Source organism: Pseudomonas sp. IT-P218, assembly GCF_949767605.1.
Taxonomy (GTDB): domain Bacteria; phylum Pseudomonadota; class Gammaproteobacteria; order Pseudomonadales; family Pseudomonadaceae; genus Aquipseudomonas; species Aquipseudomonas putida_AE.
Genome location: NZ_CATKQQ010000007.1, coordinates 65,881 through 88,825, shown reverse-complemented (window position 1 = coordinate 88,825; position 22,945 = coordinate 65,881). Strand labels below are relative to the sequence as shown.

26 protein-coding genes and 2 pseudogenes are annotated in these 22,945 nt (G+C 61.9%); 12 read left to right on the top strand and 16 right to left on the bottom strand.

Annotated features, from left to right (window positions below):
* Nucleotides 1-36: 36 nt before the first annotated feature.
* Both catC and ACM6I6_RS05485 read right to left on the bottom strand, forming a co-directional pair.
* A complete protein-coding gene (catC, locus tag ACM6I6_RS05490; protein ID WP_007978984.1) occupies nucleotides 37-327 on the bottom strand; it encodes a muconolactone Delta-isomerase in 291 nt (96 codons plus the stop codon).
* Between the two features lie 10 nt (nucleotides 328-337).
* Nucleotides 338-1,477, bottom strand: coding sequence for a muconate cycloisomerase family protein (locus tag ACM6I6_RS05485; RefSeq protein WP_274077415.1), 1,140 nt, complete (start codon nucleotides 1,475-1,477; stop codon nucleotides 338-340).
* A gap of 127 nt (nucleotides 1,478-1,604) precedes the next feature.
* Here ACM6I6_RS05485 and ACM6I6_RS05480 point away from each other — a divergent pair, with 127 nt between their 5' ends.
* Nucleotides 1,605-2,504: a LysR family transcriptional regulator gene (locus ACM6I6_RS05480; protein WP_274077416.1), complete on the top strand. Its 900-nt coding sequence runs from the start codon at nucleotides 1,605-1,607 to the stop codon at nucleotides 2,502-2,504.
* Here ACM6I6_RS05480 and ACM6I6_RS05475 read toward each other — a convergent pair.
* Nucleotides 2,501-2,740: a DUF1652 domain-containing protein gene (locus tag ACM6I6_RS05475; protein ID WP_323608055.1), complete on the bottom strand. Its 240-nt coding sequence runs from the start codon at nucleotides 2,738-2,740 to the stop codon at nucleotides 2,501-2,503. The two genes, ACM6I6_RS05480 and ACM6I6_RS05475, sit on opposite strands and share 4 nt — an antisense overlap.
* 96 nt (nucleotides 2,741-2,836) lie before the next feature.
* Complete coding sequence (locus ACM6I6_RS05470) at nucleotides 2,837-3,736, bottom strand: polysaccharide deacetylase family protein (protein ID WP_414919556.1); 900 nt, start codon at nucleotides 3,734-3,736, stop codon at nucleotides 2,837-2,839.
* 229 nt (nucleotides 3,737-3,965) lie between these two features.
* On the opposite strand from ACM6I6_RS05470, the gene ACM6I6_RS05465 reads away from it, so the two are divergent.
* Nucleotides 3,966-4,649: an SOS response-associated peptidase gene (locus tag ACM6I6_RS05465; protein ID WP_414919555.1), complete on the top strand. Its 684-nt coding sequence runs from the start codon at nucleotides 3,966-3,968 to the stop codon at nucleotides 4,647-4,649.
* A 178-nt stretch (nucleotides 4,650-4,827) separates the two neighbouring features.
* Nucleotides 4,828-5,097, top strand: coding sequence for a hypothetical protein (locus ACM6I6_RS05460; protein WP_274077420.1), 270 nt, complete (start codon nucleotides 4,828-4,830; stop codon nucleotides 5,095-5,097).
* A gap of 132 nt (nucleotides 5,098-5,229) precedes the next feature.
* Here ACM6I6_RS05460 and ACM6I6_RS05455 read toward each other — a convergent pair whose 3' ends face one another.
* The 3 genes from ACM6I6_RS05455 to ACM6I6_RS05445 form a co-directional block, all read right to left on the bottom strand.
* The gene (locus tag ACM6I6_RS05455; protein WP_274077421.1) at nucleotides 5,230-5,376 is read right to left on the bottom strand and encodes a hypothetical protein; all 147 of its coding nucleotides are present in this window, start codon (nucleotides 5,374-5,376) and stop codon (nucleotides 5,230-5,232) included.
* 70 nt (nucleotides 5,377-5,446) lie between these two features.
* A complete protein-coding gene (locus tag ACM6I6_RS05450; RefSeq protein WP_175649005.1) occupies nucleotides 5,447-5,758 on the bottom strand; it encodes an AzlD domain-containing protein in 312 nt (103 codons plus the stop codon).
* The gene (locus ACM6I6_RS05445; protein WP_274077422.1) at nucleotides 5,758-6,456 is read right to left on the bottom strand and encodes an AzlC family ABC transporter permease; all 699 of its coding nucleotides are present in this window, start codon (nucleotides 6,454-6,456) and stop codon (nucleotides 5,758-5,760) included. The genes ACM6I6_RS05450 and ACM6I6_RS05445 overlap by 1 nt, the downstream gene beginning before the upstream one ends.
* A 412-nt stretch (nucleotides 6,457-6,868) precedes the next feature.
* Between ACM6I6_RS05445 and dapA the strand changes: the two genes are divergently transcribed.
* From dapA to ACM6I6_RS05430, 3 genes and pseudogenes are all read left to right on the top strand, one after another.
* The gene (gene dapA, locus ACM6I6_RS05440) at nucleotides 6,869-7,744 is read left to right on the top strand and encodes a 4-hydroxy-tetrahydrodipicolinate synthase (protein ID WP_323608051.1); all 876 of its coding nucleotides are present in this window, start codon (nucleotides 6,869-6,871) and stop codon (nucleotides 7,742-7,744) included.
* A gap of 51 nt (nucleotides 7,745-7,795) precedes the next feature.
* On the top strand, nucleotides 7,796-8,164 hold the full coding sequence (locus ACM6I6_RS05435; RefSeq protein WP_274077424.1) for a DUF2784 domain-containing protein: 369 nt from the start codon (nucleotides 7,796-7,798) through the stop codon (nucleotides 8,162-8,164).
* Between the two features lie 29 nt (nucleotides 8,165-8,193).
* Nucleotides 8,194-8,623, top strand: a pseudogene (locus ACM6I6_RS05430) (LysR family transcriptional regulator).
* Between the two features lie 3 nt (nucleotides 8,624-8,626).
* On the opposite strand, the gene ACM6I6_RS05425 reads toward ACM6I6_RS05430, so the two are convergent.
* The 6 genes and pseudogenes from ACM6I6_RS05425 to ACM6I6_RS05400 all read right to left on the bottom strand — a co-directional run bounded on the left by ACM6I6_RS05425 (nucleotide 8,627) and on the right by ACM6I6_RS05400 (nucleotide 14,356).
* Nucleotides 8,627-10,180, bottom strand: a complete 1,554-nt coding sequence (locus ACM6I6_RS05425) for a sensor domain-containing diguanylate cyclase (RefSeq protein ID WP_414919554.1) — start codon at nucleotides 10,178-10,180, stop codon at nucleotides 8,627-8,629.
* Nucleotides 10,181-10,275: 95 nt separating this feature from the next.
* Entirely contained in the window at nucleotides 10,276-11,043 is a 768-nt protein-coding gene (locus ACM6I6_RS05420; RefSeq protein WP_406592437.1) for an ABC transporter ATP-binding protein, read from the bottom strand.
* A gap of 20 nt (nucleotides 11,044-11,063) precedes the next feature.
* On the bottom strand, nucleotides 11,064-11,777 hold the full coding sequence (locus tag ACM6I6_RS05415) for an ABC transporter permease (protein WP_274077427.1): 714 nt from the start codon (nucleotides 11,775-11,777) through the stop codon (nucleotides 11,064-11,066).
* The gene (locus ACM6I6_RS05410; RefSeq protein ID WP_406592436.1) at nucleotides 11,774-12,463 is read right to left on the bottom strand and encodes an ABC transporter permease; all 690 of its coding nucleotides are present in this window, start codon (nucleotides 12,461-12,463) and stop codon (nucleotides 11,774-11,776) included. Before ACM6I6_RS05410 ends, ACM6I6_RS05415 begins: the two co-directional genes overlap by 4 nt.
* 58 nt (nucleotides 12,464-12,521) lie before the next feature.
* A pseudogene (locus ACM6I6_RS05405) lies at nucleotides 12,522-13,220 on the bottom strand (ABC transporter substrate-binding protein); the annotation flags it as partial.
* The gene (locus ACM6I6_RS05400; RefSeq protein WP_414919553.1) at nucleotides 13,163-14,356 is read right to left on the bottom strand and encodes a M20 aminoacylase family protein; all 1,194 of its coding nucleotides are present in this window, start codon (nucleotides 14,354-14,356) and stop codon (nucleotides 13,163-13,165) included. The gene ACM6I6_RS05400 and the pseudogene ACM6I6_RS05405, both read right to left, overlap by 58 nt.
* A gap of 132 nt (nucleotides 14,357-14,488) precedes the next feature.
* Here ACM6I6_RS05400 and ACM6I6_RS05395 point away from each other — a divergent pair, with 132 nt between their 5' ends.
* Nucleotides 14,489-15,442, top strand: a complete 954-nt coding sequence (locus ACM6I6_RS05395; RefSeq protein ID WP_414919552.1) for a LysR substrate-binding domain-containing protein — start codon at nucleotides 14,489-14,491, stop codon at nucleotides 15,440-15,442.
* Between the two features lie 6 nt (nucleotides 15,443-15,448).
* On the opposite strand, the gene ACM6I6_RS05390 is transcribed toward ACM6I6_RS05395, so the two are convergent.
* Complete coding sequence (locus ACM6I6_RS05390; protein ID WP_414919551.1) at nucleotides 15,449-15,976, bottom strand: DUF3087 family protein; 528 nt, start codon at nucleotides 15,974-15,976, stop codon at nucleotides 15,449-15,451.
* Here ACM6I6_RS05390 and ACM6I6_RS05385 point away from each other — a divergent pair.
* The 4 genes from ACM6I6_RS05385 to ACM6I6_RS05370 all read left to right on the top strand — a co-directional run bounded on the left by ACM6I6_RS05385 (nucleotide 15,975) and on the right by ACM6I6_RS05370 (nucleotide 19,275).
* Nucleotides 15,975-16,214 (top strand): hypothetical protein, encoded by a 240-nt coding sequence (locus ACM6I6_RS05385; protein ID WP_274077433.1) that lies wholly within the window; start codon nucleotides 15,975-15,977, stop codon nucleotides 16,212-16,214. The two genes, ACM6I6_RS05390 and ACM6I6_RS05385, sit on opposite strands and share 2 nt — an antisense overlap.
* A complete protein-coding gene (gene ppnN, locus ACM6I6_RS05380) occupies nucleotides 16,211-17,584 on the top strand; it encodes a nucleotide 5'-monophosphate nucleosidase PpnN (RefSeq protein WP_323608044.1) in 1,374 nt (457 codons plus the stop codon). Before ACM6I6_RS05385 ends, ppnN begins: the two co-directional genes overlap by 4 nt.
* 384 nt (nucleotides 17,585-17,968) lie before the next feature.
* A complete protein-coding gene (locus ACM6I6_RS05375) occupies nucleotides 17,969-18,709 on the top strand; it encodes a response regulator (protein WP_323608043.1) in 741 nt (246 codons plus the stop codon).
* Between the two features lie 353 nt (nucleotides 18,710-19,062).
* Complete coding sequence (locus ACM6I6_RS05370) at nucleotides 19,063-19,275, top strand: hypothetical protein (protein WP_274077436.1); 213 nt, start codon at nucleotides 19,063-19,065, stop codon at nucleotides 19,273-19,275.
* A 68-nt stretch (nucleotides 19,276-19,343) separates the two neighbouring features.
* On the opposite strand, the gene ACM6I6_RS05365 is transcribed toward ACM6I6_RS05370, so the two are convergent.
* Together ACM6I6_RS05365 and ACM6I6_RS05360 are read right to left on the bottom strand one after the other, a co-directional pair.
* Nucleotides 19,344-20,774: an FAD/NAD(P)-binding protein gene (locus ACM6I6_RS05365; RefSeq protein ID WP_323608042.1), complete on the bottom strand. Its 1,431-nt coding sequence runs from the start codon at nucleotides 20,772-20,774 to the stop codon at nucleotides 19,344-19,346.
* Between the two features lie 342 nt (nucleotides 20,775-21,116).
* A complete protein-coding gene (locus ACM6I6_RS05360; protein WP_414919550.1) occupies nucleotides 21,117-21,680 on the bottom strand; it encodes a helix-turn-helix domain-containing protein in 564 nt (187 codons plus the stop codon).
* Between ACM6I6_RS05360 and ACM6I6_RS05355 the strand changes: the two genes are divergently transcribed.
* Nucleotides 21,675-22,700, top strand: a complete 1,026-nt coding sequence (locus ACM6I6_RS05355) for a DMT family transporter (protein WP_323628279.1) — start codon at nucleotides 21,675-21,677, stop codon at nucleotides 22,698-22,700. The genes ACM6I6_RS05360 and ACM6I6_RS05355 overlap by 6 nt on opposite strands.
* The last annotated feature ends 245 nt before the right edge of the window (nucleotides 22,701-22,945 follow it).

Sequence of the window (22,945 nt, the reverse complement as noted above, 5' to 3'; positions counted from 1 at the left end):
CTTGTAATTATTAGCGTAGCGCTGGACAGGCTGGGCTCAGCGGTCGTCGTCACGGATGGAAGAAGGATGCCGGCACATCGCGTCGATCTCGATGGCCATGTACGGAAACAGCGGCAGTTGCATCAGCAGGTCATGCAGTTCCTGGACGCTGTCGACATCGAACACGCTGTAGTTGGCATAGTGCCCGGCGATGCGCCACAGATGACGCCACTTGCCCTGCTCTTGCAGGCGCTGGGCCAGGGCCTTTTCGTCGGCCTTGAGCCTGGCCGCCGCTTCGGGATTCATGTCGACCGGCAGGTTCACGGTCATTTTTACGTGGAACAGCATAATGCTCTCCTCAGGCTTGATGAATAGTCTTGTCGCGACGGAAGAACGCCAGGCGCTCCTCATCCAGGCTCAGGCCCAGGCCCGGCGTGTTGGGGACATGCAGTTCGAAATCGCGATAGACCAGCGGCTCGCTGAGGATGTCCTCGGTCAGCAGCAGCGGGCCGAACAGCTCGGTGTCCCACGCCAGTTTGTTCAGGGTGACAAAGGCATGGGCCGAGGCCATGGTGCCGATTCCGCCTTCGAGCATGGTGCCGCCGTACAGGGCGATCCCGGCCGCTTCGGCGATCGAGGCGGTGCGCAACACGGCGCGTGGGCCGCCGTTCTTGGCGATCTTCAGGGCAAACACCGAGGCCGCGCCTTCGCGTGCCAGGTTGAAGGCATCTTCCACGCACTCGATGGATTCGTCGGCCATGATCGGCGCCGGGCTCATGGCATTCAGGCGTGCCATGCCGGCGCGGTTGTTGCGCGAGATCGGCTGCTCGATCAGGTCGATGCCGTTGGTGCCCAGGATCCGGCAGGCGCGCAATGCCACCGCTTCGTCCCAGGCCTGGTTGACGTCGACCCTGACGCTCGCGCGATCGCCGAGGGCTTTCTTGATCGCGATCACGTGGGCCAGGTCGCGATTGACCTCGCCGGCACCGATCTTCAGCTTGAAGATGCGGTGGCGGCGCAGGTCGAGCATTTTTTCCGCTTCGGCGATGTCCTTCTCGGTGTCGCCGCTGGCCAGGGTCCAGGCCACGGGCAGCGAGTCACGCACACGGCCGCCCAGCAACTCGCTGACCGGCAGGCCCAGGCGTTTGCCCAGGGCGTCGAGCAGCGCGGTTTCCAGGCCGGACTTGGCGAAGGTGTTGCCACGGATGCTGCGCTCGAGGCGCAACATCGCGGCATTCACATTGCTGCTGTCCTGGCCGATCAGCAAAGGCGCGAAGTGTTTGTCGATGTTGGTCTTGATGCTGTCGGGGCTTTCGTTGCCATAGGCCAGGCCACCGATGGTGGTGGATTCGCCGATGCCTTCGATGCCATCGGCACAGCGCACGCGAATCACCACCAGGGTCTGGTTCTGCATGGTGTGCATCGCCAGCTTGTGCGGGCGGATGGTCGGCAGATCGACGATGATCGTCTCGATCGATTCAATGGCTGTAGCAAGCATTTCGATACCCGTCAGGTTCTTGAAGTTCTGAGCCCGATTCTCATACGGCTTTTTCCGGGCGGCCAATATAGAATTGGTCTGGCTTGATACCTTCAAGGTATGCAACCGCTGAAGATCCGGAGGCTCCATGGAACTGCGTCACCTGCGTTACTTTCAGGTGTTGGCTCAAACCCTCAATTTCACCCGCGCCGCCGAACGGCTGCACATCGCCCAGCCGCCCTTGAGCCGGCAGATCCAGCAACTGGAGGATGAACTGGGGGTGATGCTGCTCGAGCGCGGCCGGCCGCTGAAGCTGACCGACGCCGGGCGTTTTTTCCATGAGCACTCCACCGCCCTGCTCGACCAGTTGCACAAGGTCTGCGACAACACGCGGCGCATAGGCCTGGGGGAAAAGACCTGGCTGGGTATCGGCTTTGCGCCATCGACGCTGTACGGCGTGCTGCCGCAATTGATTCGCCGCTTGCGCAGCGGCGAGCCGCTGGAGCTGGAACTCGGGCTGTCGGAGATGACCACGCTGCAGCAGGTCCAGGCCCTCAAGGCCGGGCGCATCGACGTCGGTTTCGGCCGCATCCGCATCGACGACCCGGCCATCGTCCAGACCGTGCTCACCGAAGACCGCCTGGTGGCCGCCCTGCCCGCCGGCCACCCGCTGCTGGCGGGCCCTGTCAGCCTGCGCGACCTGGCCAAGGAGCCCTTCGTGCTGTACCCCGGCAACCCGCGCCCCAGCTACGCCGACCACGTGATCGCGCTGTTCGAATCCTATGGGGTGAGCATCCATGTGGCGCAATGGACCAACGAGCTGCAGACGGCGATCGGGCTGGTGGGGGCCGGGATAGGCATCACCCTGGTGCCGGCCTCGGTGCAGTTGCTGCACCGCGACGACATCGGTTTCACCCCGCTGCTGGAAGACAACGCCACCTCGCCGATCATTCTCAGTCGGCGGGTCGGCGACGTGTCACCGGGGTTGAACCATTGTTTGCGGGTGATCGACGAACTATTGCCACATACGATCACGCGTGGTGTTTAACCGGCGAAGGCGCGGCGCCCGGCGCTCATCTCGGTGCGCAGTTCACCGATGAAGTCGGAGATGGCCCGCATGCTGGTCAACTGCTCGGTCGATACGCCGGCAAGCATCAGCTTGACTTGCCCGTTGGCGGGATCAAAGACCTCGATCCGCAGCAGCCCGCCACTCTCCGTGCATTGACAGGCCAGGGGCTTAAAACCGGACTCCAGAATGTTGCAAAGGGCTGAAATGGCGACCATGGCCGTTGCCTCCGTGGCGGGTTGATCAGAACGGATCCAATCAGAATAGATGCGTTTGGCCAAATGTGCGCCAGTCCATTAGTGATATCCACTTCATCAATGACTGTTGTCTTTCCAGATCCAGTTCCAGATCCCCGGTAATTGCGCCGGCTGTGAACTGTCGCGCAGCGTGCGCGCCATGGCGGCCCGTTGCAGCGCGGCGGTGTCGTCGTAAAACGCCATCGGGGCGACGCTCACCCCTGTCGCCCGTGCACTGTCGAGCAAAATCTGCAGGTACTCGCGGGCATGCCGGGCGGTGTAGCGATTGAGGTCGTGGAAAGTCACCACCACCGGAATCACCCCATCCACCACCGGTAGCTCGCCGCGGGCAATGCGCTCGCGCACCTCGGACATCGAACGCAGCATATGGGCGCGGCGCCGGGGGCTGGCGTTGAAGCCCCAGATCTTGCCGTCGTTGGCGCTCAGGTCGGTCAGCAGCACATGCAGGCCATGCTGCTGATAGGCGGCGAACGTGCGTTTGTCGTAGCTCCAGAATGGCGGGCGCAACAGGGTCGGCGGCGCACCGGTGATCGCGGCGATGTCGGCACCCCCCTCGTTGAGCGCCTGCTCCAGTTCCTGATCGTCGAGGGAGCGATGATTGGTGTGCGAAGGCGTGGCCGTGTGGAAGGCCAGGATATGCCCGGCATCACGTTCGCGGTGCATGACCGCCCGCCCGATGTCACTGGCGCCGGCCCGTGGGGCGCGGGTCTGGACGAAAAATACCGCCTTGATCCCGGGTTGCACAGGATTGATCGCCAGGCTGTCGAGCACGGTCTCGGTCGGGTTCCAGAAACTCGAGGCGCTGGGCCCGTCGTCGAACGTCAGCAGAAAGCGGATCGGTGGTTGCGCGCGCAAAGCCTGTTCGGTTTGCGGGGTCATTTCGATGGGAGCGGCGATACAGCCCAGCAGACCGACTGCCAGGGTGCACACCGATAGAACCTTGAGCAGCTGTTTCATGTTTCGCCTTGGGGCAGACCCGCACACAGCGGCGGGCCGAGGTTGGATAAGGTACACAGTGTTTGGTTCCGGTGCTCGCCCGGGCGTTGGCTCAGTTCGCCAGGGCCAGCCCGCGATGACGGCGTTACGGCCACCATCGCATCGCCAGCAAGCCGGCTCCTACAGCGCTCGGCTGAACTCAGATTGTTCAAACATCTATGCTCAATAATCCAGCCGGAGGGTTCGATCGATGTGTGGACGATTGTCGCAATACCGGGGCATCCACGATTTCGTGGCGGTGCTGAGCATTCCCGATGCCTTGCTCAACCAGGTCGGCGATCAGCCGCTGGGGCGCTACAACGCCGCGCCCACCACCCAGCTCGCGCTGTTGCACCTGGAGAACGACGGCCTGCACGCCGACTCGCAGCGCTGGGGCTGGCGACCGCACTGGGCGAAGGATCGTGCGGCGCCGATCAATGCGCGGGTCGAGAAAGTCGCCCACGGCCCGTTCTTTCGAGCGATCTGGCCCCATCGCGCCATCTGCCCGGTGGACAACTGGTTCGAATGGGTCGATGCCGGGGACGGCACCCGGCAACCCTGGCTGATTCGCCGGCGCGACCAGGGGCCGGTCTTCTGTGCGGCGATCGGGCAATTCCCGATGGGCGGTGCAGCCCCCAGGGACGACGACGGCTTTGTCATCATCACCGCCGACAGCGCGGGCGGCATGCTGGACGTGCATGATCGTCGACCGGTGGTGTTCAACGCCGAACTGGCGCGGGAATGGCTGGACCCGGCGACGCCCAGGGAACGTGCCGAGCAGATGGCGCTGCTACAGGGCGAAGAAAGTGGCGCTTTTGAGTGGTACCGGGTCGACAAGGCGGTGGGCAATGTCAGGAATCAGGGGCCCGGATTGATTGACGCTTTGAAGGAATAACACCTGTAAAAGCATGGCACTTTGATGCTTCCACCGCTTGTCAGACAACGCCATGGTCTTACATACATTTGTCGGCACTGCCGCTAGGATTCGCGCCGTATTGCCGAGTGGCATACCAATTGACCAAAGAGTCAACAATTAAGGAAATCCCATACATCAAGCCTTGCAGAGAACTCAATTGCGCGACGATTTTACAATTGATCAAGTCGCGAGTCTGGCGTGCATTTATCTTACAAAGACAGAGCACTACCAACTCGACTGTTTCATCGGGCAATACATACAGACCCGTAACTTGCTTTCCATTCCCAATATCAAAGAAGTCCTGAGTTCAATACTCGAAAGCTATCCGGGCAAGCCCCCGGTGATGGTCAACGAACTGAACGCCTGGATTGACAGGAAGCTGGGTTATCGGGCCACGCACCCTGATTTCCCGCCGTTGCTGGAATAAACGCAACCCTGTAGGAGCGGGCTTGCTCGCGATGGTCGTCAACGATGACGCGGGGTACCTGATGCCCCGCGGCGTTCTCGAGTTTTTCGCGAGCAAGCTCGCTCCTACACAGTTGCAGTGTTCGCAGGTTGCTTAAAACTTGCGGTCAGGTTCCGACAAATCCTTGCCATCGTCGGGATGTTTCCAGTCCGGAGTCGAACGCTTCTGCTGTTCGATTTCTTCTTCCGTCGGTTCATCCTCGTCTACATCCGGATCCGGTTGTTTTTGCTCTGTTGCCATGTGCTCACCTCTCTTCCTGAAAAGGGATTGGTCATCAACTTGAAGCGTAGAACAATTTCCCGCGCCCGACTTACAGCCACCAACGCAGCAAAAAGAAAAAGCCCATGCTCAACAACATGCTGAGCAGGGTGTTGCGGGTGTACAGCACCAGGCCGACGGCCACCAGCGAACTGATCAGGTAGGGGTTGTCCCATTGCAGGTTCAGTTGCTTGTCCGGCATGAACACGATCGGCCCGCAGATCGCGGTCAGCATGCCCGGCACGGCGAAGCCGAGGAACTGCCGGGCATTGCTGCTCAGGCGCACCGGCAGACGCGGTTCGAGGAACACATAGCGGTTGAGAAACACCAGCACGCCCATGCCGAAAATAACTGCCCAGACCATCATGTGCGTGCTCCATGGAATTTGTTGCAGATAAACCCGGCGGTCATGCCGGCCAGCCCCGACAGCACCAGGGCCGAGCCCCATTGCCAGTAGCTGAACAGCACCGAGCAGAACAGCGAGACCGCGACGCAGACCACGGTCGGCACGTTGCGCACCACCGGGGTGATCAGGGCGATGAAGGTGGCCGCGATGGAGAAGTCCAGCCCCAGGTGTTCCAGGCCGGGAATGCTGCTGCCAAGCACAATGCCCGCCAGGGTGAAGAGGTTCCAGGCGATGTAGAACGTCAGGCCCACACCCAGGGCGTACCAGCGATTGAACTGTTGCCTGTCGTGCTGGCTGACCAGGGCGAACAGTTCATCGGTGAGCAAGAAGCCCAGGCCCGCGCGCCAGCGCCCCGGCAACGGCGAGATCACCGAACGCAGGCTCATGCCGTAGAGCAGATGCTGGGAGGTCAGCAGCAAAGTGGTCAGCAGGATCGAAAAGATCCCGGCCCCGCCCTTGAGCATGCCGATCGCCACCAATTGCGCGGCGCCGGCAAACACGATGCTCGACAAGCCCTGGCCTTGCAGGGGTGTGAGGTTGGCTTCGATGGCCATGGACCCGGCCAGCAAGCCCCAGGGGGCCGTCGCCAGGGATAACGGCATGATCGCCACGGCGCCACGTAAAAACGCGCTGCGCGGCATGAGTGAGTTGGACATAACGCTCTGCAGCCAGGGAAAGACCGCAGACTTTGCCAGCAGTCACGGCCGATGGCTTGAACAATCTTGCGCAGTTTGCACTGGCTGCTGCCTCGCTCAACATGACGATGCCGCATTTTCCTGATTGACAAACCACCCGCCGGCTTTTAAAACTGGGCGCCTCATTCAGGGTGTAAACAAAGATGTCCGCAACCTTCAATCTCGACGCTTGTGTCATTGGCTTGACTGCCAAGGCCCAGGCTCGTGTTGCGCGCACCCTTAAATCGAAGAAACAGTCGCTCATGTGACCGGGGCGCGCTGTCCCGTCAGATGAGCTGACAGGACATTGAGCGCGACGGACCACCCGCCCCTTGCTTACCTCCTCCTGCCCTTCTGACGGTGACGAAATCGGTCAACCATCAGGAGAAAGTGCATGTCATCGTTCCAAGGTATCTGGGTTCCCCTCGTTACGCCGTTCCACCATGGCGCCATCGATTTCATCGGTTTGCGCCGGCTGGTCAGCCATCTGCTGGAAAGTGGCGTCGACGGCCTGATTGTCTGTGGCACCACCGGCGAACCGGCGGCCATGGGCAAGCACGAGCAGCTGGCGGTGCTCGATGCGGTGCTGGAGCAGGTGCCGGCTGAGCAGGTGGTCATGGGCCTCGCCGGCAACAACCTGATCGAGCTGCTGCACTTTCAGGAGGAGATTCTCAAGCGCCCGGTGGCCGGCCTGCTGGTGCCGCCGCCCTATTACATCCGGCCGTCCCAGGCCGGGCTCGAAAGGTTTTTCCAGACGGTCGCCGATGCCTCCAGCGTGCCGCTGATCCTGTACGACATCCCCTACCGCACCGGCGTGACCTTCGACCAGGGGACCTTGTTGAACATCGTCGCCCATGAGCGCATCGTCGCGATCAAGGACTGTGGCGGCAACCTGAACAACACCCTGGCATTGCTGGCCAGCGGCAAGGTCGACGTGCTGTGCGGTGAAGACAACCAGATCTTCAATGCCCTGTGCCTGGGCGCCAAAGGCGCGATTGCCGCATCGGCGCATGTCCATACCGATCGTTTCGTGACCTTGTACCGACAAGTTCGCGACCACCAGCTGGCGGCCGCCCGTGCCACGTTCTTCCAGCTGCTGCCGCTGATCCAGAGCCTGTTCATCGAACCCAATCCCGCGCCGGTGAAAACCGCGCTGGCCCTGCAAGGTTTGATCGGCGATGAGCTGCGCGCGCCGATGCAACGCAGCAGCGAGGCCATGGTCACGCGTTTGAAGGAGGTGCTCGGCGCGCTGGCCAGCGACAATCGATAGAGCGCCAGGCAGTATCATGGCGCGATTGAACTGCCGCGCCAGGAGGTCGACATGCTCTACCGAATCGCCGCCGACGGCCTGGTGCTGTTGCACCTGGCGTTCATTGTGTTCGTGGTGGGCGGCGGCCTGCTGGTGCTCAAATGGCCGCGCCTGATGATGTGGCACCTGCCTGCCGCCACCTGGGGCGTGGCGGTGGAGCTGTTCCACCTGCCCTGCCCGCTGACACGCTGGGAAAACAGCATGCGCCAGGCCGCAGGGGAAACGGGCTACGGCGCTGGCTTCATCGAACACTACGTGTGGCCGATCATTTACCCGGCAGGGCTGACGCCGGCCATCCAGCTCGGACTGGGCGGTGCAGTACTGCTGGTTAACGTACTGGTCTATCTTCGATTGATCCGGCAGAGGAAACGCCGACTGTAACGCCTACGGCAAACACGAGGACCCGGTCCATGCTGTCGACTGAAGACCTGACGCTGCTGCAAGCGATCCGCGAGACCGGCAGCCTGTCGCGGGCCGCCGCCTACCTCGGCAAGGCGCCCTCGACGGTGTCCTATGCCGCGCGGCAACTGGAAGAACGCTCCGATGCCCTGCTGTTCGATCGCCGGCGCTATCGCCTGCAACTCACCCCGGCGGGTGAATTGCTGGTCAACGAGGCGGCGCGCCTGATGCAGGACGTAGCTACCCAGGCACCGGGTCGGCTCGTTACTGAGCAATGGCTCGCTGGTTGAAAAGCAGATTGCCGACCCGCGCGAGCCGAACATCCTGTATGCCGGCTGGCGCGGTGATCACGACGGGCGTGCTTTGGGCTGGTGGCTGGAAAAGCTCAAGCAATCCTACCTGTGCACCCGGCTGGTACAGGGCAGCGACCGCTTTGCCTGAGCCTCAGTTGGCAATCACGCTCATGTTGCGCCCGCTGGCCTTGGCCACGTACAGCGCCTTGTCGGCCGCGCCGATCAGCTCGCCGGTCTGGGCTTGCGACGCCGGATCGTAACCGCAGACCCCCACGCTGACGGTGACCTTGCCATCCGGACTTTCACTGTGCGGCAAGCTGGCGGCCTGCACCGCATGGCGGATTTTCTCCGCCAGCAGGAAAGCGCCGACGTAGTCAGTCCCCGGCAGCACCACGGCAAACTCCTCGCCGCCAAAACGCGCAGCCAGATCGCCAGGGCGCTTGATGTGCTCGGTAATGATCCCGGCGATCTTGCGCAGGCACTCATCGCCGGCCAGGTGGCCGTAGCGATCGTTGAAAGGCTTGAAGTGATCGACATCGATCATCAGCAGCGCCAGTCCCGACACGTTGTGCCGGGCGCGGCTCATTTCCGCCTGGATGAACAGGTCGAACTGGCGTCGATTGGCCAGGCCCGTGAGCGCGTCCTCCAGCGCCAGCAACTCAAGGTTGCGATTGAGCTCCAGCAGCCGCTCCTGTGTGCCGAGCAACTCGCCCTGGATGCGGTCCTGCTTCTTCATCAACCGGATCAGGCGATAACCGAGCACCCCCAGTCCCCCGAGCAGCAGCGCGACGATGCCCGCACTGAGCAAGGACTCCTGGCGCCAGCTGGCCAAGACTTCATCCTTGTTCAGCGCGGTAAAGACGATCAGCGGATACCCCTCGACCCGGCGAAAGCCCACGACCCGCTCGACGCCATCCACGATCGATCGCATCGTTGCCGTCCCCGAACTGCCCTGTGGCAACAGCCGGGTGAACAATGGGCTCTTGGCCAGGCTGGTGCCGATCTCCGCCTCGTGGAACGGCCGGCGCACGACGATGCTGGCATCGTCGGCGATCAGGTTGATCACGCCGTTCCTGCCCATGTCGATGCCATCGTAAAGCTGCAGGAAATGGCTGAGGTAGATCGTGGCCAGGGCCACGCCGGCAAAACGGCCGTCCGGATAATTGATCCGCCGTGACACCGTCATGATCCATTCACCGCTGGAGCGGCTCTTGATCGATGGGCCGATGTGCGGGCCGCGGTCTGGATGGTCGCGATGATAGATGAAGTACTCACGGTCGGAGTTGTTCGCGCCCCCCACCTCGGCACCATTGGAGTTGGCGACCCACTTGCCGGTTTCGTCATAGACGAACAGCCCATGGAGCTGACGCAACTCACTGCGCTGGGCGCGCAGCAAGCGTTGCAGGCGATCGAGCCGGCCCTGTTCGATGCCGTCGTTCTCCAGGCGATCGACCAGGGTGAACAGCAGCGTGTCGGCTTGCTTGATCGACGCCTGTGCCTGGGAGGCCAGGGTCTGCGCAAGGTTGGACATCGCCACTTCCTTGTCATGCAGATGGTACTGGCGCGAGCTCCAGGTTTCCCAGCTCACGATCACTACCATCGACAGGCAGACGGCGATCATCAGCGTCACGGCCGAGCGAGTCTTGAGCCTGGCGACGCCGTAGCGGTTTTTTTCGATACGCTCGTTGTTAGACGGATGCCCCATGAAACTCCCTGGATACTCATGCCATGGCGAATTGTCCCATTCGCCATTTTAACCACGACCAGTATACATGGGCTGTTGCGACATTCCGTGCAGCGTTACTTCAGGCTCCCCGCCAGGAACTGCTGCAGCCGCTCGCTTCGCGGATACTCCAGGACGCTGGCCGGTGCGCCCTGCTCCTCCACCCGGCCCTGATGCAGAAACATGACGTGGTTGGAGACCTGCCGGGCGAACGCCATTTCATGGGTGACCACCACCATGGTCCGGCCCTCCTCGGCCAGTTGCTGCATGACCTTGAGCACCTCACCGACCAGTTCGGGATCCAGCGCGGACGTCGGCTCGTCGAACAGCATCACCTGCGGCTCCATGGCCAGCGCCCGGGCAATGGCCACCCGCTGTTGCTGGCCGCCGGATAGATGCACCGGATACTGCCCTTCCACCTTGGCGGGCAGGCCGACCTTGGCGAGGTAATGCCGCGCCCGCTCCGTCGCCTGCGCCCGACCGACGCCGAGCACGCTCATCGGGCACTCGATGATGTTGTCCAGCACCGTCATGTGGCTCCACAGATTGAAGTGCTGGAACACCATCGACAGCTGGCTGCGCATGACCCGCAATTGTCCGGGATCGACCACGCACAGCTGTCCCCTGGCATCGCGGCGGGTCCGCAGTTCTTCGGCATTGACGATGATGCGCCCGGCCGATGGCTGTTCGAGATGGTTGATGCAGCGCAGAAACGTGCTTTTGCCGGATCCCGAGGAGCCGATGATGCTGATCACGTCGCCGGCGCGGGCCTTGAGCGATACCCCCTTCAGGACTTCATGGCTGCCGTAGTTCTTGTGCACATCTTCAACGATCAATTTATACATTCGAGCAAGTCCAATAGGGGTCAGTGCGTGCGCGGCTTGAGGTAGGCCAGCCAATGCAGTTCGCCACGACGAAACAGCCAGATCAGCAAAAATGCGCTGGCGGCATACAGCAGCCCGGCAATACCGAAAGCGGTAAAGGAGGCGTAGGTCGCCGAATTGACGTCACGGGCAATCTTCAGCAAGTCGGGGACCGTGGCGGTAAATGCCACTGAGGTGGAATGCAGCATCAGGATCACTTCGTTGCTGAAGAACGGCAGTGCCCGACGCAGGGCCGACGGCAATACGATGCGCCGATAGAGGGTCCACCGCCCCATCCCGTAGGCCCTGGCCGCCTCGATTTCGCCATGGGGCGTGGCCCGGATGGCGCCGGCAAAGATTTCGGTCATGTAGGCACAGGTATTGAGCCCGAACGCCAGCACCGTGCAGTTGAATCCGTCACGGAAGAACGCGTTGAGAAAGTCCTGGGAGCGGACCACATGCAGGCTGTACACCCCGGTGTAGAAGAACAGCAGCTGGATGTACAAAGGCGTGCCGCGAAACACGTAGGTGTAGCACCAGACCGGCAAGCGCAGCAGCGGATTGCGACTGACGCGCGCGATCGACAACGGAACCGCCAGCACAAACCCGATCACCACCGAAAGAATCAGCAGCCACAAGGTCACCGCCAACCCGGAAAAGTGTGGCCCGTCGCTCCACAGGTAAGCCTGCCAATACTCTTCGAGAATACCGTTCATAGCGCGGTCTTCCTGACACCGACCGAGTAGCGGTGCTCCAGCCACAGCAGGACGACGTTGGACACACTGGTGATCGCCAGGTAGATCAGGCCGCCCACCAGGGTGAAGTAAAAGAATTGCATCGAGCCCTTGCCCGCATCCTGGGTGGCCTTGACCACATCGGTCAGGCCGATGATCGATACCAGCGCCGTGGACTTGATCAACACCTGCCAGTTGTTGCCGATGCCTGGTAGTGCGTGGCGCAGCATTTGCGGCAGGAGCACCTTGCGAAAGGTTTGCCCACGGCTCATGCCGTAGGCCCGCGCCGCCTCGACCTGGCCTGCCGGCACGGCCTGGAACGCCCCCCGGAAGGTCTCGGTAAAGTAGGCCCCGTAGATGAACGCCAGCGTCACCACGCCTGCCAGGAAGGGGTCGATCTCGATTTGCCCGATGCCCAGCCAGTCGGTCATGCGGTTGAGCAGCATCTGCAGGCTGAAGAACAGCAGCAACATGATCACCAGGTCCGGCATGCTGCGGATAACCGTCGTGTAGCCGGTGGCCAGCGCTCGCAACAAGCGATTGGACGACAGCTTGGAACTGGCCCCGAGCAGCCCTGCCAGGACCGCGATCAGCAGCGACCAGAGCGCCAGTTTGATGGTGGCCAGGGTGCCCAGCAGAATCTGCGGGCCAAAGCCTTCCAGAAGCATTTCACTCTCCTTCTTCTTATTGAGTGTTCTTATTGGATGGGCTGAACGGGCATGCCGGTCATTTCGCGCCGTAGACGTCGAAATCGAAGTACTTCTTGTTGATCCGTTCGTAAGTGCCGTCGGCGAGAATCGCCGCCAGGGCCTTGTTCAAGTCCTCGCGCAACTCGACATCGTTCTTGCGCACACCGATGCCATCGCCCACGCCGAAAAACTGCGGATCGTCCAGGGTGGCGCCGGCGAACTCGTAATCCTTGCCCACGGCCGTGTTCAAGAATCCGTAACTGGCCTGGATAGAGCCCTGCAGCGAAGCGTCGAGGCGTCCCACCACCAGATCGGCATACACCTGGTCCTGGTTCTGATAGGACAGGACTTCCACGCCTTTTGAACCCCACACGGCCTTGGCATAGGCCTCCTGCGTCGAGCCCTGCTCCACACCGATGCGTTTGCCCTTGAGCGATTCAAGGGTTGGCAGCAAACCCGAGCCGCGCTTGACCACCAGGCGAGCCGGCGCATTCGACACCTTGTCGGTGAACGCAATCTGCTCCATTCGCTTGGGCGTGACCGTCATCGAAGACGCCACCGCGTCGAACTTGCGCGCCAGCAAGCCCGGGATCATCCCGTCCCAGCTGCTCTCCACCCAGACGCAATGCGCCTGCAACTGCGCGCAAAGCGCCTCGGCAATGTCGACCCCGAAACCGGTCAGCGTGCCGTCCCGCTGCTTGTATTCCAGCGGCGGATAGGTGGGGTCCACCCCCAGTAACTCGCGCCGATCGGCAGGCACGCATCATTGAAGTCGTAGCCGGGGTTGTGCAGCAGGCAGCCGCTGTCCCCATCGCCGTTGCCGATCACCAGATAGCTGCCGGGGCATTGCTCGAGGATGAAGGCAAAGTCTTCACTGGCGGTGAAGGGGCGCAGGTCGTCGATCAGCTGCTCGTCGCCTAACCAGTCACGGGCGACGGCGCGGGCAAACGCGGTCGACGCGGGATCGTTGATCAGTACCGGATGGCAATGCTGGTAATCGATATGCGCCTGGGCGCCGAAACTGGCGGCCTGTGCAGTGACCAGCGCGGTAATCCGCGATTCGAGCAACTGGCGAATCTCGGGGGTCAGTGCGCGCACGCTCAGGCTCATCTCGGCGCTGGCCGGGATGACATTCGAGGCGCTGCCGGCATGAATGGAGCCGACGGTGATGATCGCCGTGTCTTGCGGGTTGACGTTGCGCGAGACGATGCTTTGCAGGGCGATCACGATCGAAGCGCAGACCACCACCGGGTCGACGGCCTTGTGCGGTACCGCACCGTGACCACCGGTGCCGATGATCTTGATCGTGACCGTGTCGGCAGAGGCCATGAACGGCCCGCTGTAGAATCCCAGATGCCCGACGGGATGACCCGGCACGTTATGCAGGGCGAAAATCGCATCGCAGGGGAAACGCTCGAGCAGGCCGTCCTCGAGCATTTTCCGCGCACCACCCAGACCTTCTTCAGCCGGCTGGAAAATCACCTGCAGCGTGCCTTTGAATGCCCGGGTTTGCGCCAGGTACCTGGCCGCTGTCAGCAGGGTTGCCGTATGCCCGTCGTGGCCACAGGCATGCATGACCCCGTCGTTGCGACTGGCGTAGGGCAATCCTGTGGTTTCCTGAATCGGCAGGGCATCCATGTCCGCCCGCAAGCCGATGGACCGGCCCTCACCATTTTTCAGGGTGCCGACCACGCCCGTCTTGCCCACACCGGTGCTGACCTCGAATCCCCACTGGCGCAAGCAGCGGGCCACCAGTTCGCTGGTAGCAAACTCCTCAAAGCCCAGTTCGGGATGCGCGTGAATCTTGTGACGCAACGCAATCATTTCATCTTGTAGCGCTGCAATACCTGGCAGCACCTGGCCGGCATCCATTGTCGTTCTCCTTCGATTGAGGCGGCGCGCCTTGGAAAGCGCTGCTGGAATCGATCTTAGGGAACAGCCCCTGGGCTGGGGAGGCCCAGTTTGGTTATGATGACAACCAATGGTTGTCTCAAGGGTTAGCAGATGAAACTGCATCAATTACAAGCACTGATCGCCAGCGCCGAGACCGGCAGCATCCGCGCCGCCGCCCGTTCGCTGAACATCTCCCAGGCGGCCGTGACCAAGGCGCTGCGGGAGCTGGAAACCAGCCAGCAGTTGCCCTTGTTCAGCCGAACCCCCAGCGGCCTGAACTTCACCGAGTACGGCAAAGTCCTGCTGACCCACGCGCGCCTGGTGATCAAACAACTCGAACATGCGCAAACCGAACTCGATCACATGCGTGGCAAGGCCCAGGGCAGGCTTTGCGTCGGGGTCACGCCCTGGATCGCCCTGACATTCCTGCCTGAAGTGGTCCTGGCATTTCGCGAGCGGATGCCGCACATCAGGCTGGAACTGTACGAAAGCCTGATGGCCGTGGCCCAACCACTGCTGCGCGACGGCAGCATGGATTTCGCCATCGGCCAGCTGCACCCGGCGCAGACCACCCAGGAATTTGCCTGTGAAACCCTGCTCGACTACCAGACGTCGGTGCTGATGCGCGAGGGCCATGCGCGACAAAATGCGCGTTCGATCCACGAACTGCTGGACCAGAACTGGACCCTGAACTATGCGCCGGACGGCCACGCCGGGTTGATGCAGGCATTGTTCTGGCAACACGGCGCGCAAATCGACGAGAACCGCATCGTCCGGGCCCATTCACTGGCCATCTTGCAGATGCTGGTCGAACGGGCGGACATGTGCACCTGGGGCCCTTCCATCGTCAGCATTGCCCCGCCGTTCCTCGGACGCCTGGTGGCCCTGGACCTGAACGAACAATTCGAATCCCGGCAGTTGAGCATCGTGACTCGGCGCAATGGCGCGTTAAGCCATTCGGCCCAGTGTTTCACCGAGTGCCTGCTGCAGGTCATTCGTCGGCATGCGCGTTCGGCCAGGAAGGAAGACCGGCAACTCTTCGAAACACTGCGCCTGCGGGTTTGAGCGGGTTCAACTGCGCGGCGGCTTCAGGGCTTCGAGCCAGGCCTGGTTCAATCGGGTTTGCCGGGGGTCGATACCCAGCGCCTGCATCCGCGCCTCATGCTGCTGCATTTCCCGGTGCAATTGCGCATCATCGCTGGAGTTACCGTCCAGTTGATGCATCTGGCTCAATCCCAGGTGATAGAAGCGCAACAGCTTCATGGCGTCCGGATCCCCCGCCTCCACGGCGGCCTTGAGGTGGTGCATGACGTTGGTGATGCTCATCAGGCTGCGCTTGAGCTGCCAGCTGTAGACCGCCGGTGCCATCCATTCCTGATGCCAGAACAGCTTGCGCATCAACCCGGCCATGATCAATACCGCGGCAAACACTCCGCCGATGTTGAAGCGCAGGTTGTCCCCGCCGGGCTCGCCGAACAAAGTCACCGCCGCGGTGGACAGGGCCATCGCCAGCGCCAGGAAGATCAGCGCGATCATCACCGTGCTGCGCCGCGTCCGTTGCCGATAGTCGTCGGCGTTCATCGGCTGGATTTCGAACATGACGTCGGGATTCCTTGGCTTCAATGGTAAAAAGGCTCGCAGGACAAAAAGACCGCGGGTCATTATCGCCTCTGCGACGGATTTAGCTATGCTGGGGCTCCTTTTCATCTATACATCATCAAAAGGAGGACGTGGCGAGACCGCGCAGTTCGTGCCATCTTCTTTCATGGATACTCTCTATTCGGATGCCATTCGTTGTTTGCGCGTGAATGACATCGTTTTAAGGATCATTGAATGACCCAACGACAAGTAATCAATGCTTCGGTCAGCCCGAAAGGCAGCCTGGAAACACTCTCTCAACGGGAAGTCCAGCAACTGAGCGAAGCCGGATCCGGCAGCACCTACGACATCTTCCGCCAGTGCGCCCTGGCCATCCTCAACACCGGCGCCCACGTCGATAACGCCAAGACCATCCTCGAAGCCTACAAGGACTTCGAAATCCGCATCCACCAGCAAGACCGCGGCGTACGCCTGGAACTGCTGAACGCCCCGGCCGACGCCTTCGTCGACGGTGAAATGATTGCCAGCACCCGTGAAATGCTGTTCAGCGCCCTGCGCGACATCGTCTACACCGAAAACGAACTCGACAGCCAACGCATCGACCTGAGCACCTCCCAGGGCATCAGCGACTACGTCTTCCACCTGCTGCGCAACGCCCGCACCCTGCGCCCCGGCGTCGAGCCAAAGATCGTGGTGTGCTGGGGCGGTCACTCGATCAACACCGAAGAATACAAATACACCAAGAAAGTCGGCCACGAACTGGGCCTGCGCAGCCTGGACGTGTGCACCGGTTGCGGCCCCGGCGTGATGAAAGGCCCGATGAAAGGCGCCACCATCGCCCATGCCAAGCAGCGCATCCACGGCGGGCGCTACCTGGGCCTGACTGAACCCGGGATCATCGCTGCCGAAGCACCGAACCCGATCGTCAACGAACTGGTGATCCTGCCGGACATCGAGAAGCGCCTGGAAGCCTTCGTCCGCGTCGGCCACGGCATCATCATCTTCCCCGGCGGTGCCGGTACCGCCGAAGAATTCCTGTACCTGCTCGGCATCCTGATGCATCCGGACAACCAGGGCCTGCCCTTCCCGGTCATCCTCACCGGGCCGAAACATGCCGCGCCCTACCTCGAACAGCTCGACGCGTTCGTCGGCGCCACCCTGGGCGAGGCCGCCAAGAAGCACTACCAGATCATCATCGACAACCCGGCGGAAGTCGCCCGGCAGATGACCCAGGGCCTCAAGGCGGTCAAACAGTTCCGTCGCGAACGCAACGACGCGTTCCATTTCAACTGGCTGCTGAAGATCGACGAAGGTTTCCAGCGCCCCTTCGACCCGACCCACGAAAACATGGCCAACCTCAAGCTGAGCCGCGACCTGCCGGCCCACGAACTGGCCGCCAACCTGCGCCGCGCGTTCTCCGGCATCGTCGCCGGCAACGTCAAGGACAAGGGCATCCGCCTGATCGAAAAACACGGCCCGTACCAGATCCGTGGTGACGCGGCCGTCATGCAGCCGCTGGACCAACTGCTCAAGGCCTTCGTCGCCCAGCACCGGATGAAACTGCCGGGTGGGGCGGCTTATGTGCCGTGTTATCGAGTGGTTGCGTGATCAAGTTGATGTAAATTGTTAAACGCGAGCCGAAGCCAAATGCTTCGGCTTGTTGTTTCCAGGATCAGCCGCTGCGGTGCATCTGTCTGACAGGCGACCACTCTCTCGCGGCCGTACCCGATCTACTGTGGGAGCCGGCCTGCCGGCGATGGCGTCCTGAGAGCCGACGATTGTCTGTCAGGTGTACTTAGTCAACAAATAATAGGTCGTCTCTCAGGCCGCCATCGCCGGCAGGCCAGCTCCCACAATGGGTTGGTTACAGCCGTGAGTGATTAGTTGGCTGTAAGGCCGTCATCGATGCGATGCGGCGACCAGACAAGCCAGCGTCTACAAAATGTATGGTTGGCCCAGCGGCCGGCAACGACAAAAAAAGAGGATCGACCGATGGACCACGTCAACCACATCCTGATCGTCGACGACGACCGTGAAATTCGCGAACTGGTCGGCAACTACCTGAAGAAAAACGGCCTGCGCACCACCGTGGTTCCCGACGGCCGGCACATGCGCAGCTTCCTCGAAAGCAACCAGGTCGACCTGATCGTGCTCGACATCATGCTCCCCGGCGACGACGGCCTGGTCCTGTGCCGCGAACTGCGCGCGGGCAAGCACAAGGCCACGCCGATCCTGATGCTCACCGCACGCAATGACGAAACCGACCGCATCCTCGGTCTGGAAATGGGCGCCGACGACTACCTGACCAAACCCTTCGCCGCCCGCGAACTGCTGGCGCGGATCAACGCCGTGCTGCGCCGCACCCGCATGCTGCCACCCAACCTGCTGATCAGCGAAAGCGGGCGAATGCTCGGCTTCGGTCGCTGGCGCCTGGACACCACCGCCCGTCACCTGCTGGACGAAGACGATACCCTGGTGGCCCTCAGTGGCGCCGAATACCGGCTGCTGCGGGTATTCCTCGATCATCCGCAACGGGTGCTCAGTCGCGACCAGTTGCTCAACCTGACCCAGGGCCGCGACGCCGACCTGTTCGACCGCTCGATCGACTTGCTGGTCAGCCGCCTGCGCCAACGGCTCAAGGACGACTCCCGGGAACCGACCTACATCAAGACCGTGCGCAGCGAAGGCTACGTATTCTCCTACCCGGTGGAAATGCTCGATGCGCACAGTTGATGGGGATCTTTGCGCAGGTTTGTATCCGTTTGTATAGAAACCCGGTCTGGATACGCACAAGCCCATTTCGGACCGTTCAGGCACACATCAGCGATACACCGAAATATCAGCGCTACTGATCGCGGTCTCCAAAACAACAGATATCCATTGTGGGAGCGAGCTTGCTCGCGATGACGGCGTGTCAGTCAACATCATTATCGACTGACCGGTCCCCATCGCGAGCAAGCTCGCTCCCACAGTTTTCGTACAAGGATCACTGTTCTCGATAACGACTATGCGTACAGGTGTTTTTTCATCGCGATGCTCCAGCCCTACAGTGGCCACATCTTCTTCCCACGCTCTGGAGCATCATCATGAAAAGCATCATCGGTATCGGCTTCGCCCTTGCGGTTCTTGGCAGCACTGGCGCCATCGCCGCCCCACACGCCACCTCGCCCATCGTTGCAGCGGTGAAAGTCAGCCAACCGGCCTCACAGAACATGAACACCGTCAGCGCTGACCACAAAGACAAACTCTACGTCGCGGAAAACCGTCCTGAGTTCGGCTCCAAATATCAGCGTTATTGATCAACGGCCTTGGGCTGCCTGAAACAGGAAACCCCGCCAAATGCGGGGTTTCTTCAATTGCGCAACCTTTACGGCGATGCCAGACGCGCGGCCAACGCCTTGGCCTGACTGGCCACGTCCGTCACGGCGGTGCTCTCCCACCACATCCCGCGCAACGGTGGCCCCATGGCAAACAAGCGGCTGGCAGCCTGGCCATCGGCATCCAGCACCGCGCCGTCGACCTTTGCGGCGATGCCGAGTGCCAGGTGTCCCGGCTGGATCAGCCCGCGCGCCAGCAGTTGCCGGGGCAGCGGTCGAGCCACCCGACGCCAGTCGTATTCGATGCCGCTGGAGTTGATCAACGCCGCGCCACTGACCACCACCGTTTGCCCTTCGCCCCGACGGCGGATACGAATACTCACTGCTTGACCCAAAGAAGGTTCCAGCCCTTTGAACGACGCTGCCTGAATCCGCAACCGCCCTTCCCCGTGCAAGCGCTCCACCAGCTCGGCGCTCAGCGGCGGCGAGCGATGGTGATGGCTTTCCCACCACGGCCGGACATGCCTGACGAACTGACGGCGTTGCACGTCGCTGGCCTGGTTCCACAAGCGCCCGATGTGCGCCCGCACCGTGTCCAGTGGGGCCTGCCAATCGATGCCCTGGTCGATGGCGTCGCGGCAATGTCGGCGCAATTCACGTACCAGCTGTCGCGGCGTGCGAATGCTCGGGTCCTCGGCGAGGAAATCGACCCAGGCCGGTGGCTGGCGCCGCACATGGGGCAGCAGGCCGTGACGGGAAAACACTTCGATCGGCCCGCGATGACCGGCCTGTTCCAGCGACACCACGGCATCGACCATGGTCAGGCCCGAGCCGATGATCAGCACCGTCGACTGCGGATCGAGCTGCTGCATCGCCGCCACATCCCACGGGTCGAGTGCCGCCGCGTTCAAGCCACTGGACTCAGTCTGCGGCGTGCGCGCAGCCGGGAACATGCCCGTCGCGAGCACCGCAAAAGAGCCTTGCAGTCGCTGGCCGTCGCTCAAGGTCAAGTGCACCGACTGCGGATCGGTTTGCAGATCAACCACCTCGGCCCGCACATGCTCGACCGTTGAGCCGCTCAATGCCCCCACCGCTTGCGCCTCGGCCAGGCGTTGCTGCACATACAGGCCGAAAATCCCCCGCGGCGGGAACAGTTCACTGATGGGTACATGCTGCTCATCCGACTCCGGCCAGCCACCGGCCGCAATGTAGTCGGTCAGCCACTGGGTCAGGTCATCGGCATTGTCCGGGTCGACGCTCATGCGCGCCGCGTTGCCGTTGAGCGTATGCCCCAGCTCCACGGCGCTGTAGGCCTCGCCGCGCCCCAGCTCGGCGCGCGGTTCGATCACCAGCACCTGGCGCTTGCCCGGCAGGCGCACCAACTGCGCCGCCAGCATCGCGCCGCTGAGGCCGCCGCCGATGATCAGGATGTCTGCGTGACGGATGGCGTCAGTTGCCTGTCCGTTTCGGGTTTCACTCATGCCGTTCTCACTGATCAGTGTTTATCCTCGACGATAATAGGCGCCAAACCCATGGAAGGCTCATCGAGCAGTACCAAAGTAGGATGCGTCGGTCGAGGTCATGGATGTTCAACCCACAGGCGTCGGCGCCAGGAGCCTCGGTCCAATGTGGGAGCGGGCTTGCTCGCGAAGAGGCCGGCACATCCAACATCGTTTTCGTCTGTCACACCGCTTTCGCGAGCAAGCCCGCTCCCACAGGGGGTTTGAGGCGACCACAGAATTTGTGAACGACCCAGGAACCTGTAGGAGCCGGCTTGCTGGCGATGGCTCGGCCCCCCCGCAGTCCCGGCGACTGGCCAACAGTCAGATCACCACGTTACGCACAAACCGCACCGCCACCGGCCCATCGTTGCGATAGGAGTGGGGCTGGTTACTGGCGAACATGAAGAACTCGCCAGCGGCGATCTTGTGCGGCACATCGCCGACCATCACCGTCAGGCAGCCTTCGAAGACGTAGAACTGTTCGCTCCAGCCATCGGCGTCCGGCTCCGAGGGGTAAAGCTCGCCCGGTTCGAGGCGCCATTCCCAGAGTTCGACTTCACGGCTGGCGTTGGCCTTGGCCAGCAGCACCGCCTTGCTGCCGGGGATCGTACCGGTCCAGGCCAGCTCGTTGATGCGGCTGTGGTCGCGCACATCGGGGGCCTGGATCAGGTCGCTGAAGGCCACGTCCAGTGCTTCGGCCACCCGGTCAAGGGTGGTCAGGCTGACGTTCTTTTCGCCGGCCTCGATGGCCACCAGCATCCGCCGGCTGACCCCGGATTTTTCCGCCAACGCGGTCTGGCTCATGTCGGCGGCATGGCGCAACCGACGAATGTTCTGGCTGACGTGCTGCAGGACCGAAGCCCGGGGCGAGGAATCTTTGTGCACTATATTGCTCACTTGGTGGTGTTGCGCAGTATACTGCCCAACTTGCGACGCATTGTGCGTCCCCCTCATATAGTGTGCAAGATCATGACGTCGGCGAACTCCTCCCAGGCTTCCTCCCGTTTCCTGCGGCTCAGCAAGGCCGAATGCGTGCTGGTGCTGATCACCATGGTCTGGGGCGGCACCTTTTTGCTGGTCCAGCATGCGATGACCGTCAGCGGCCCGATGTTTTTTGTCGGCCTGCGCTTTGCCGCCGCCGCGATCATCGTCGCCCTGTTCTCCTGGCGCAGCCTGCGCCAATTGACCCTGTTCGAACTCAAGGCCGGGGCCTTTATCGGCGTGGCGATCATGCTCGGTTACGGCTTGCAGACGGTGGGGTTGCAGAGCATCCCCAGCAGCCAGTCGGCATTCATCACCGCGTTGTACGTACCCTTTGTGCCGCTGCTGCAATGGCTGGTGCTGGGACGTCGTCCTGGGCTGATGCCCAGCATCGGCATCATGCTGGCGTTTACCGGGTTGATGTTGCTGTCGGGGCCTTCCGGCGCGGCGCTGAACTTCAGCCCCGGTGAAATCGCCACGTTGATCAGCGCCATTGCCATTGCGGCCGAGATCATCTTGATCAGCAACTTTGCCGGCCAGGTCGATGTGAAACGGGTGACGGTGGTGCAATTGGCGGTGACGTCGCTGCTGTCGTTCCTGATGGTGGTGCCGACCCAGGAACACATTCCAGACTTCTCCTGGCTGCTGTTGTGCAGTGCGCTGGGATTGGGCGCGGCGAGTGCGGCGATCCAGGTGGCGATGAACTGGGCGCAGAAGAGTGTTTCGCCGACCCGGGCGACCTTGATCTATGCCGGCGAGCCGGTGTGGGCCGGAATTGTCGGGCGGATCGCCGGGGAGCGGCTGCCGGCGATTGCGTTGCTCGGTGCGGGGTTGATCGTGGCGGCGGTGATTGTCAGTGAGTTGAAGACCAAGGGTAAGGCCGTTGTTATTGAGGAAGAGTTGGAGCGGGAAACCCAGGGTTGAACCGCAATATTTGCGGCGTTTGATAAACAGCTTTCGCGAGCAAGCCCGCTCCCACATTTGGAACGCGTTTCACCCTGTGGGAGCGGGCTTGCTCGCGAAGGGGCCAGACCTGCTGATTACCACCCTTCGAAACAATGATAAACAAGACTTTTCCGTCTACCTTGTAGGATTCTGCGACAGCTTGGCGTTTGGCGATCCGGGAGCTGGCACGTATGATGCTTCATAAACTTCCGCAGATTAGAAGC

Excerpts from the sequence above, each read along its gene's own strand:
- catC (WP_007978984.1), bottom strand. The coding sequence starts at position 327 with ATGCTGTTCCACGTAAAAATGACCGTGAACCTGCCGGTCGACATGAAT.
- ACM6I6_RS05485 (WP_274077415.1), bottom strand. The coding sequence starts at position 1,477 with ATGCTTGCTACAGCCATTGAATCGATCGAGACGATCATCGTCGATCTG.
- ACM6I6_RS05480 (WP_274077416.1), top strand. The coding sequence starts at position 1,605 with ATGGAACTGCGTCACCTGCGTTACTTTCAGGTGTTGGCTCAAACCCTC.
- ACM6I6_RS05475 (WP_323608055.1), bottom strand. The coding sequence starts at position 2,740 with ATGGTCGCCATTTCAGCCCTTTGCAACATTCTGGAGTCCGGTTTTAAG.
- ACM6I6_RS05470 (WP_414919556.1), bottom strand. The coding sequence starts at position 3,736 with ATGAAACAGCTGCTCAAGGTTCTATCGGTGTGCACCCTGGCAGTCGGT.
- ACM6I6_RS05465 (WP_414919555.1), top strand. The coding sequence starts at position 3,966 with ATGTGTGGACGATTGTCGCAATACCGGGGCATCCACGATTTCGTGGCG.
- ACM6I6_RS05455 (WP_274077421.1), bottom strand. The coding sequence starts at position 5,376 with ATGGCAACAGAGCAAAAACAACCGGATCCGGATGTAGACGAGGATGAA.
- ACM6I6_RS05450 (WP_175649005.1), bottom strand. The coding sequence starts at position 5,758 with ATGGTCTGGGCAGTTATTTTCGGCATGGGCGTGCTGGTGTTTCTCAAC.
- ACM6I6_RS05445 (WP_274077422.1), bottom strand. The coding sequence starts at position 6,456 with ATGTCCAACTCACTCATGCCGCGCAGCGCGTTTTTACGTGGCGCCGTG.
- dapA (WP_323608051.1), top strand. The coding sequence starts at position 6,869 with ATGTCATCGTTCCAAGGTATCTGGGTTCCCCTCGTTACGCCGTTCCAC.
- ACM6I6_RS05435 (WP_274077424.1), top strand. The coding sequence starts at position 7,796 with ATGCTCTACCGAATCGCCGCCGACGGCCTGGTGCTGTTGCACCTGGCG.
- ACM6I6_RS05425 (WP_414919554.1), bottom strand. The coding sequence starts at position 10,180 with ATGGGGCATCCGTCTAACAACGAGCGTATCGAAAAAAACCGCTACGGC.
- ACM6I6_RS05420 (WP_406592437.1), bottom strand. The coding sequence starts at position 11,043 with ATGTATAAATTGATCGTTGAAGATGTGCACAAGAACTACGGCAGCCAT.
- ACM6I6_RS05415 (WP_274077427.1), bottom strand. The coding sequence starts at position 11,777 with ATGAACGGTATTCTCGAAGAGTATTGGCAGGCTTACCTGTGGAGCGAC.
- ACM6I6_RS05410 (WP_406592436.1), bottom strand. The coding sequence starts at position 12,463 with ATGCTTCTGGAAGGCTTTGGCCCGCAGATTCTGCTGGGCACCCTGGCC.
- ACM6I6_RS05400 (WP_414919553.1), bottom strand. The coding sequence starts at position 14,356 with ATGGATGCCGGCCAGGTGCTGCCAGGTATTGCAGCGCTACAAGATGAA.
- ACM6I6_RS05395 (WP_414919552.1), top strand. The coding sequence starts at position 14,489 with ATGAAACTGCATCAATTACAAGCACTGATCGCCAGCGCCGAGACCGGC.
- ACM6I6_RS05385 (WP_274077433.1), top strand. The coding sequence starts at position 15,975 with ATGACGTCGGGATTCCTTGGCTTCAATGGTAAAAAGGCTCGCAGGACA.
- ACM6I6_RS05390 (WP_414919551.1), bottom strand. The coding sequence starts at position 15,976 with ATGTTCGAAATCCAGCCGATGAACGCCGACGACTATCGGCAACGGACG.
- ppnN (WP_323608044.1), top strand. The coding sequence starts at position 16,211 with ATGACCCAACGACAAGTAATCAATGCTTCGGTCAGCCCGAAAGGCAGC.
- ACM6I6_RS05375 (WP_323608043.1), top strand. The coding sequence starts at position 17,969 with ATGGACCACGTCAACCACATCCTGATCGTCGACGACGACCGTGAAATT.
- ACM6I6_RS05370 (WP_274077436.1), top strand. The coding sequence starts at position 19,063 with ATGAAAAGCATCATCGGTATCGGCTTCGCCCTTGCGGTTCTTGGCAGC.
- ACM6I6_RS05365 (WP_323608042.1), bottom strand. The coding sequence starts at position 20,774 with ATGAGTGAAACCCGAAACGGACAGGCAACTGACGCCATCCGTCACGCA.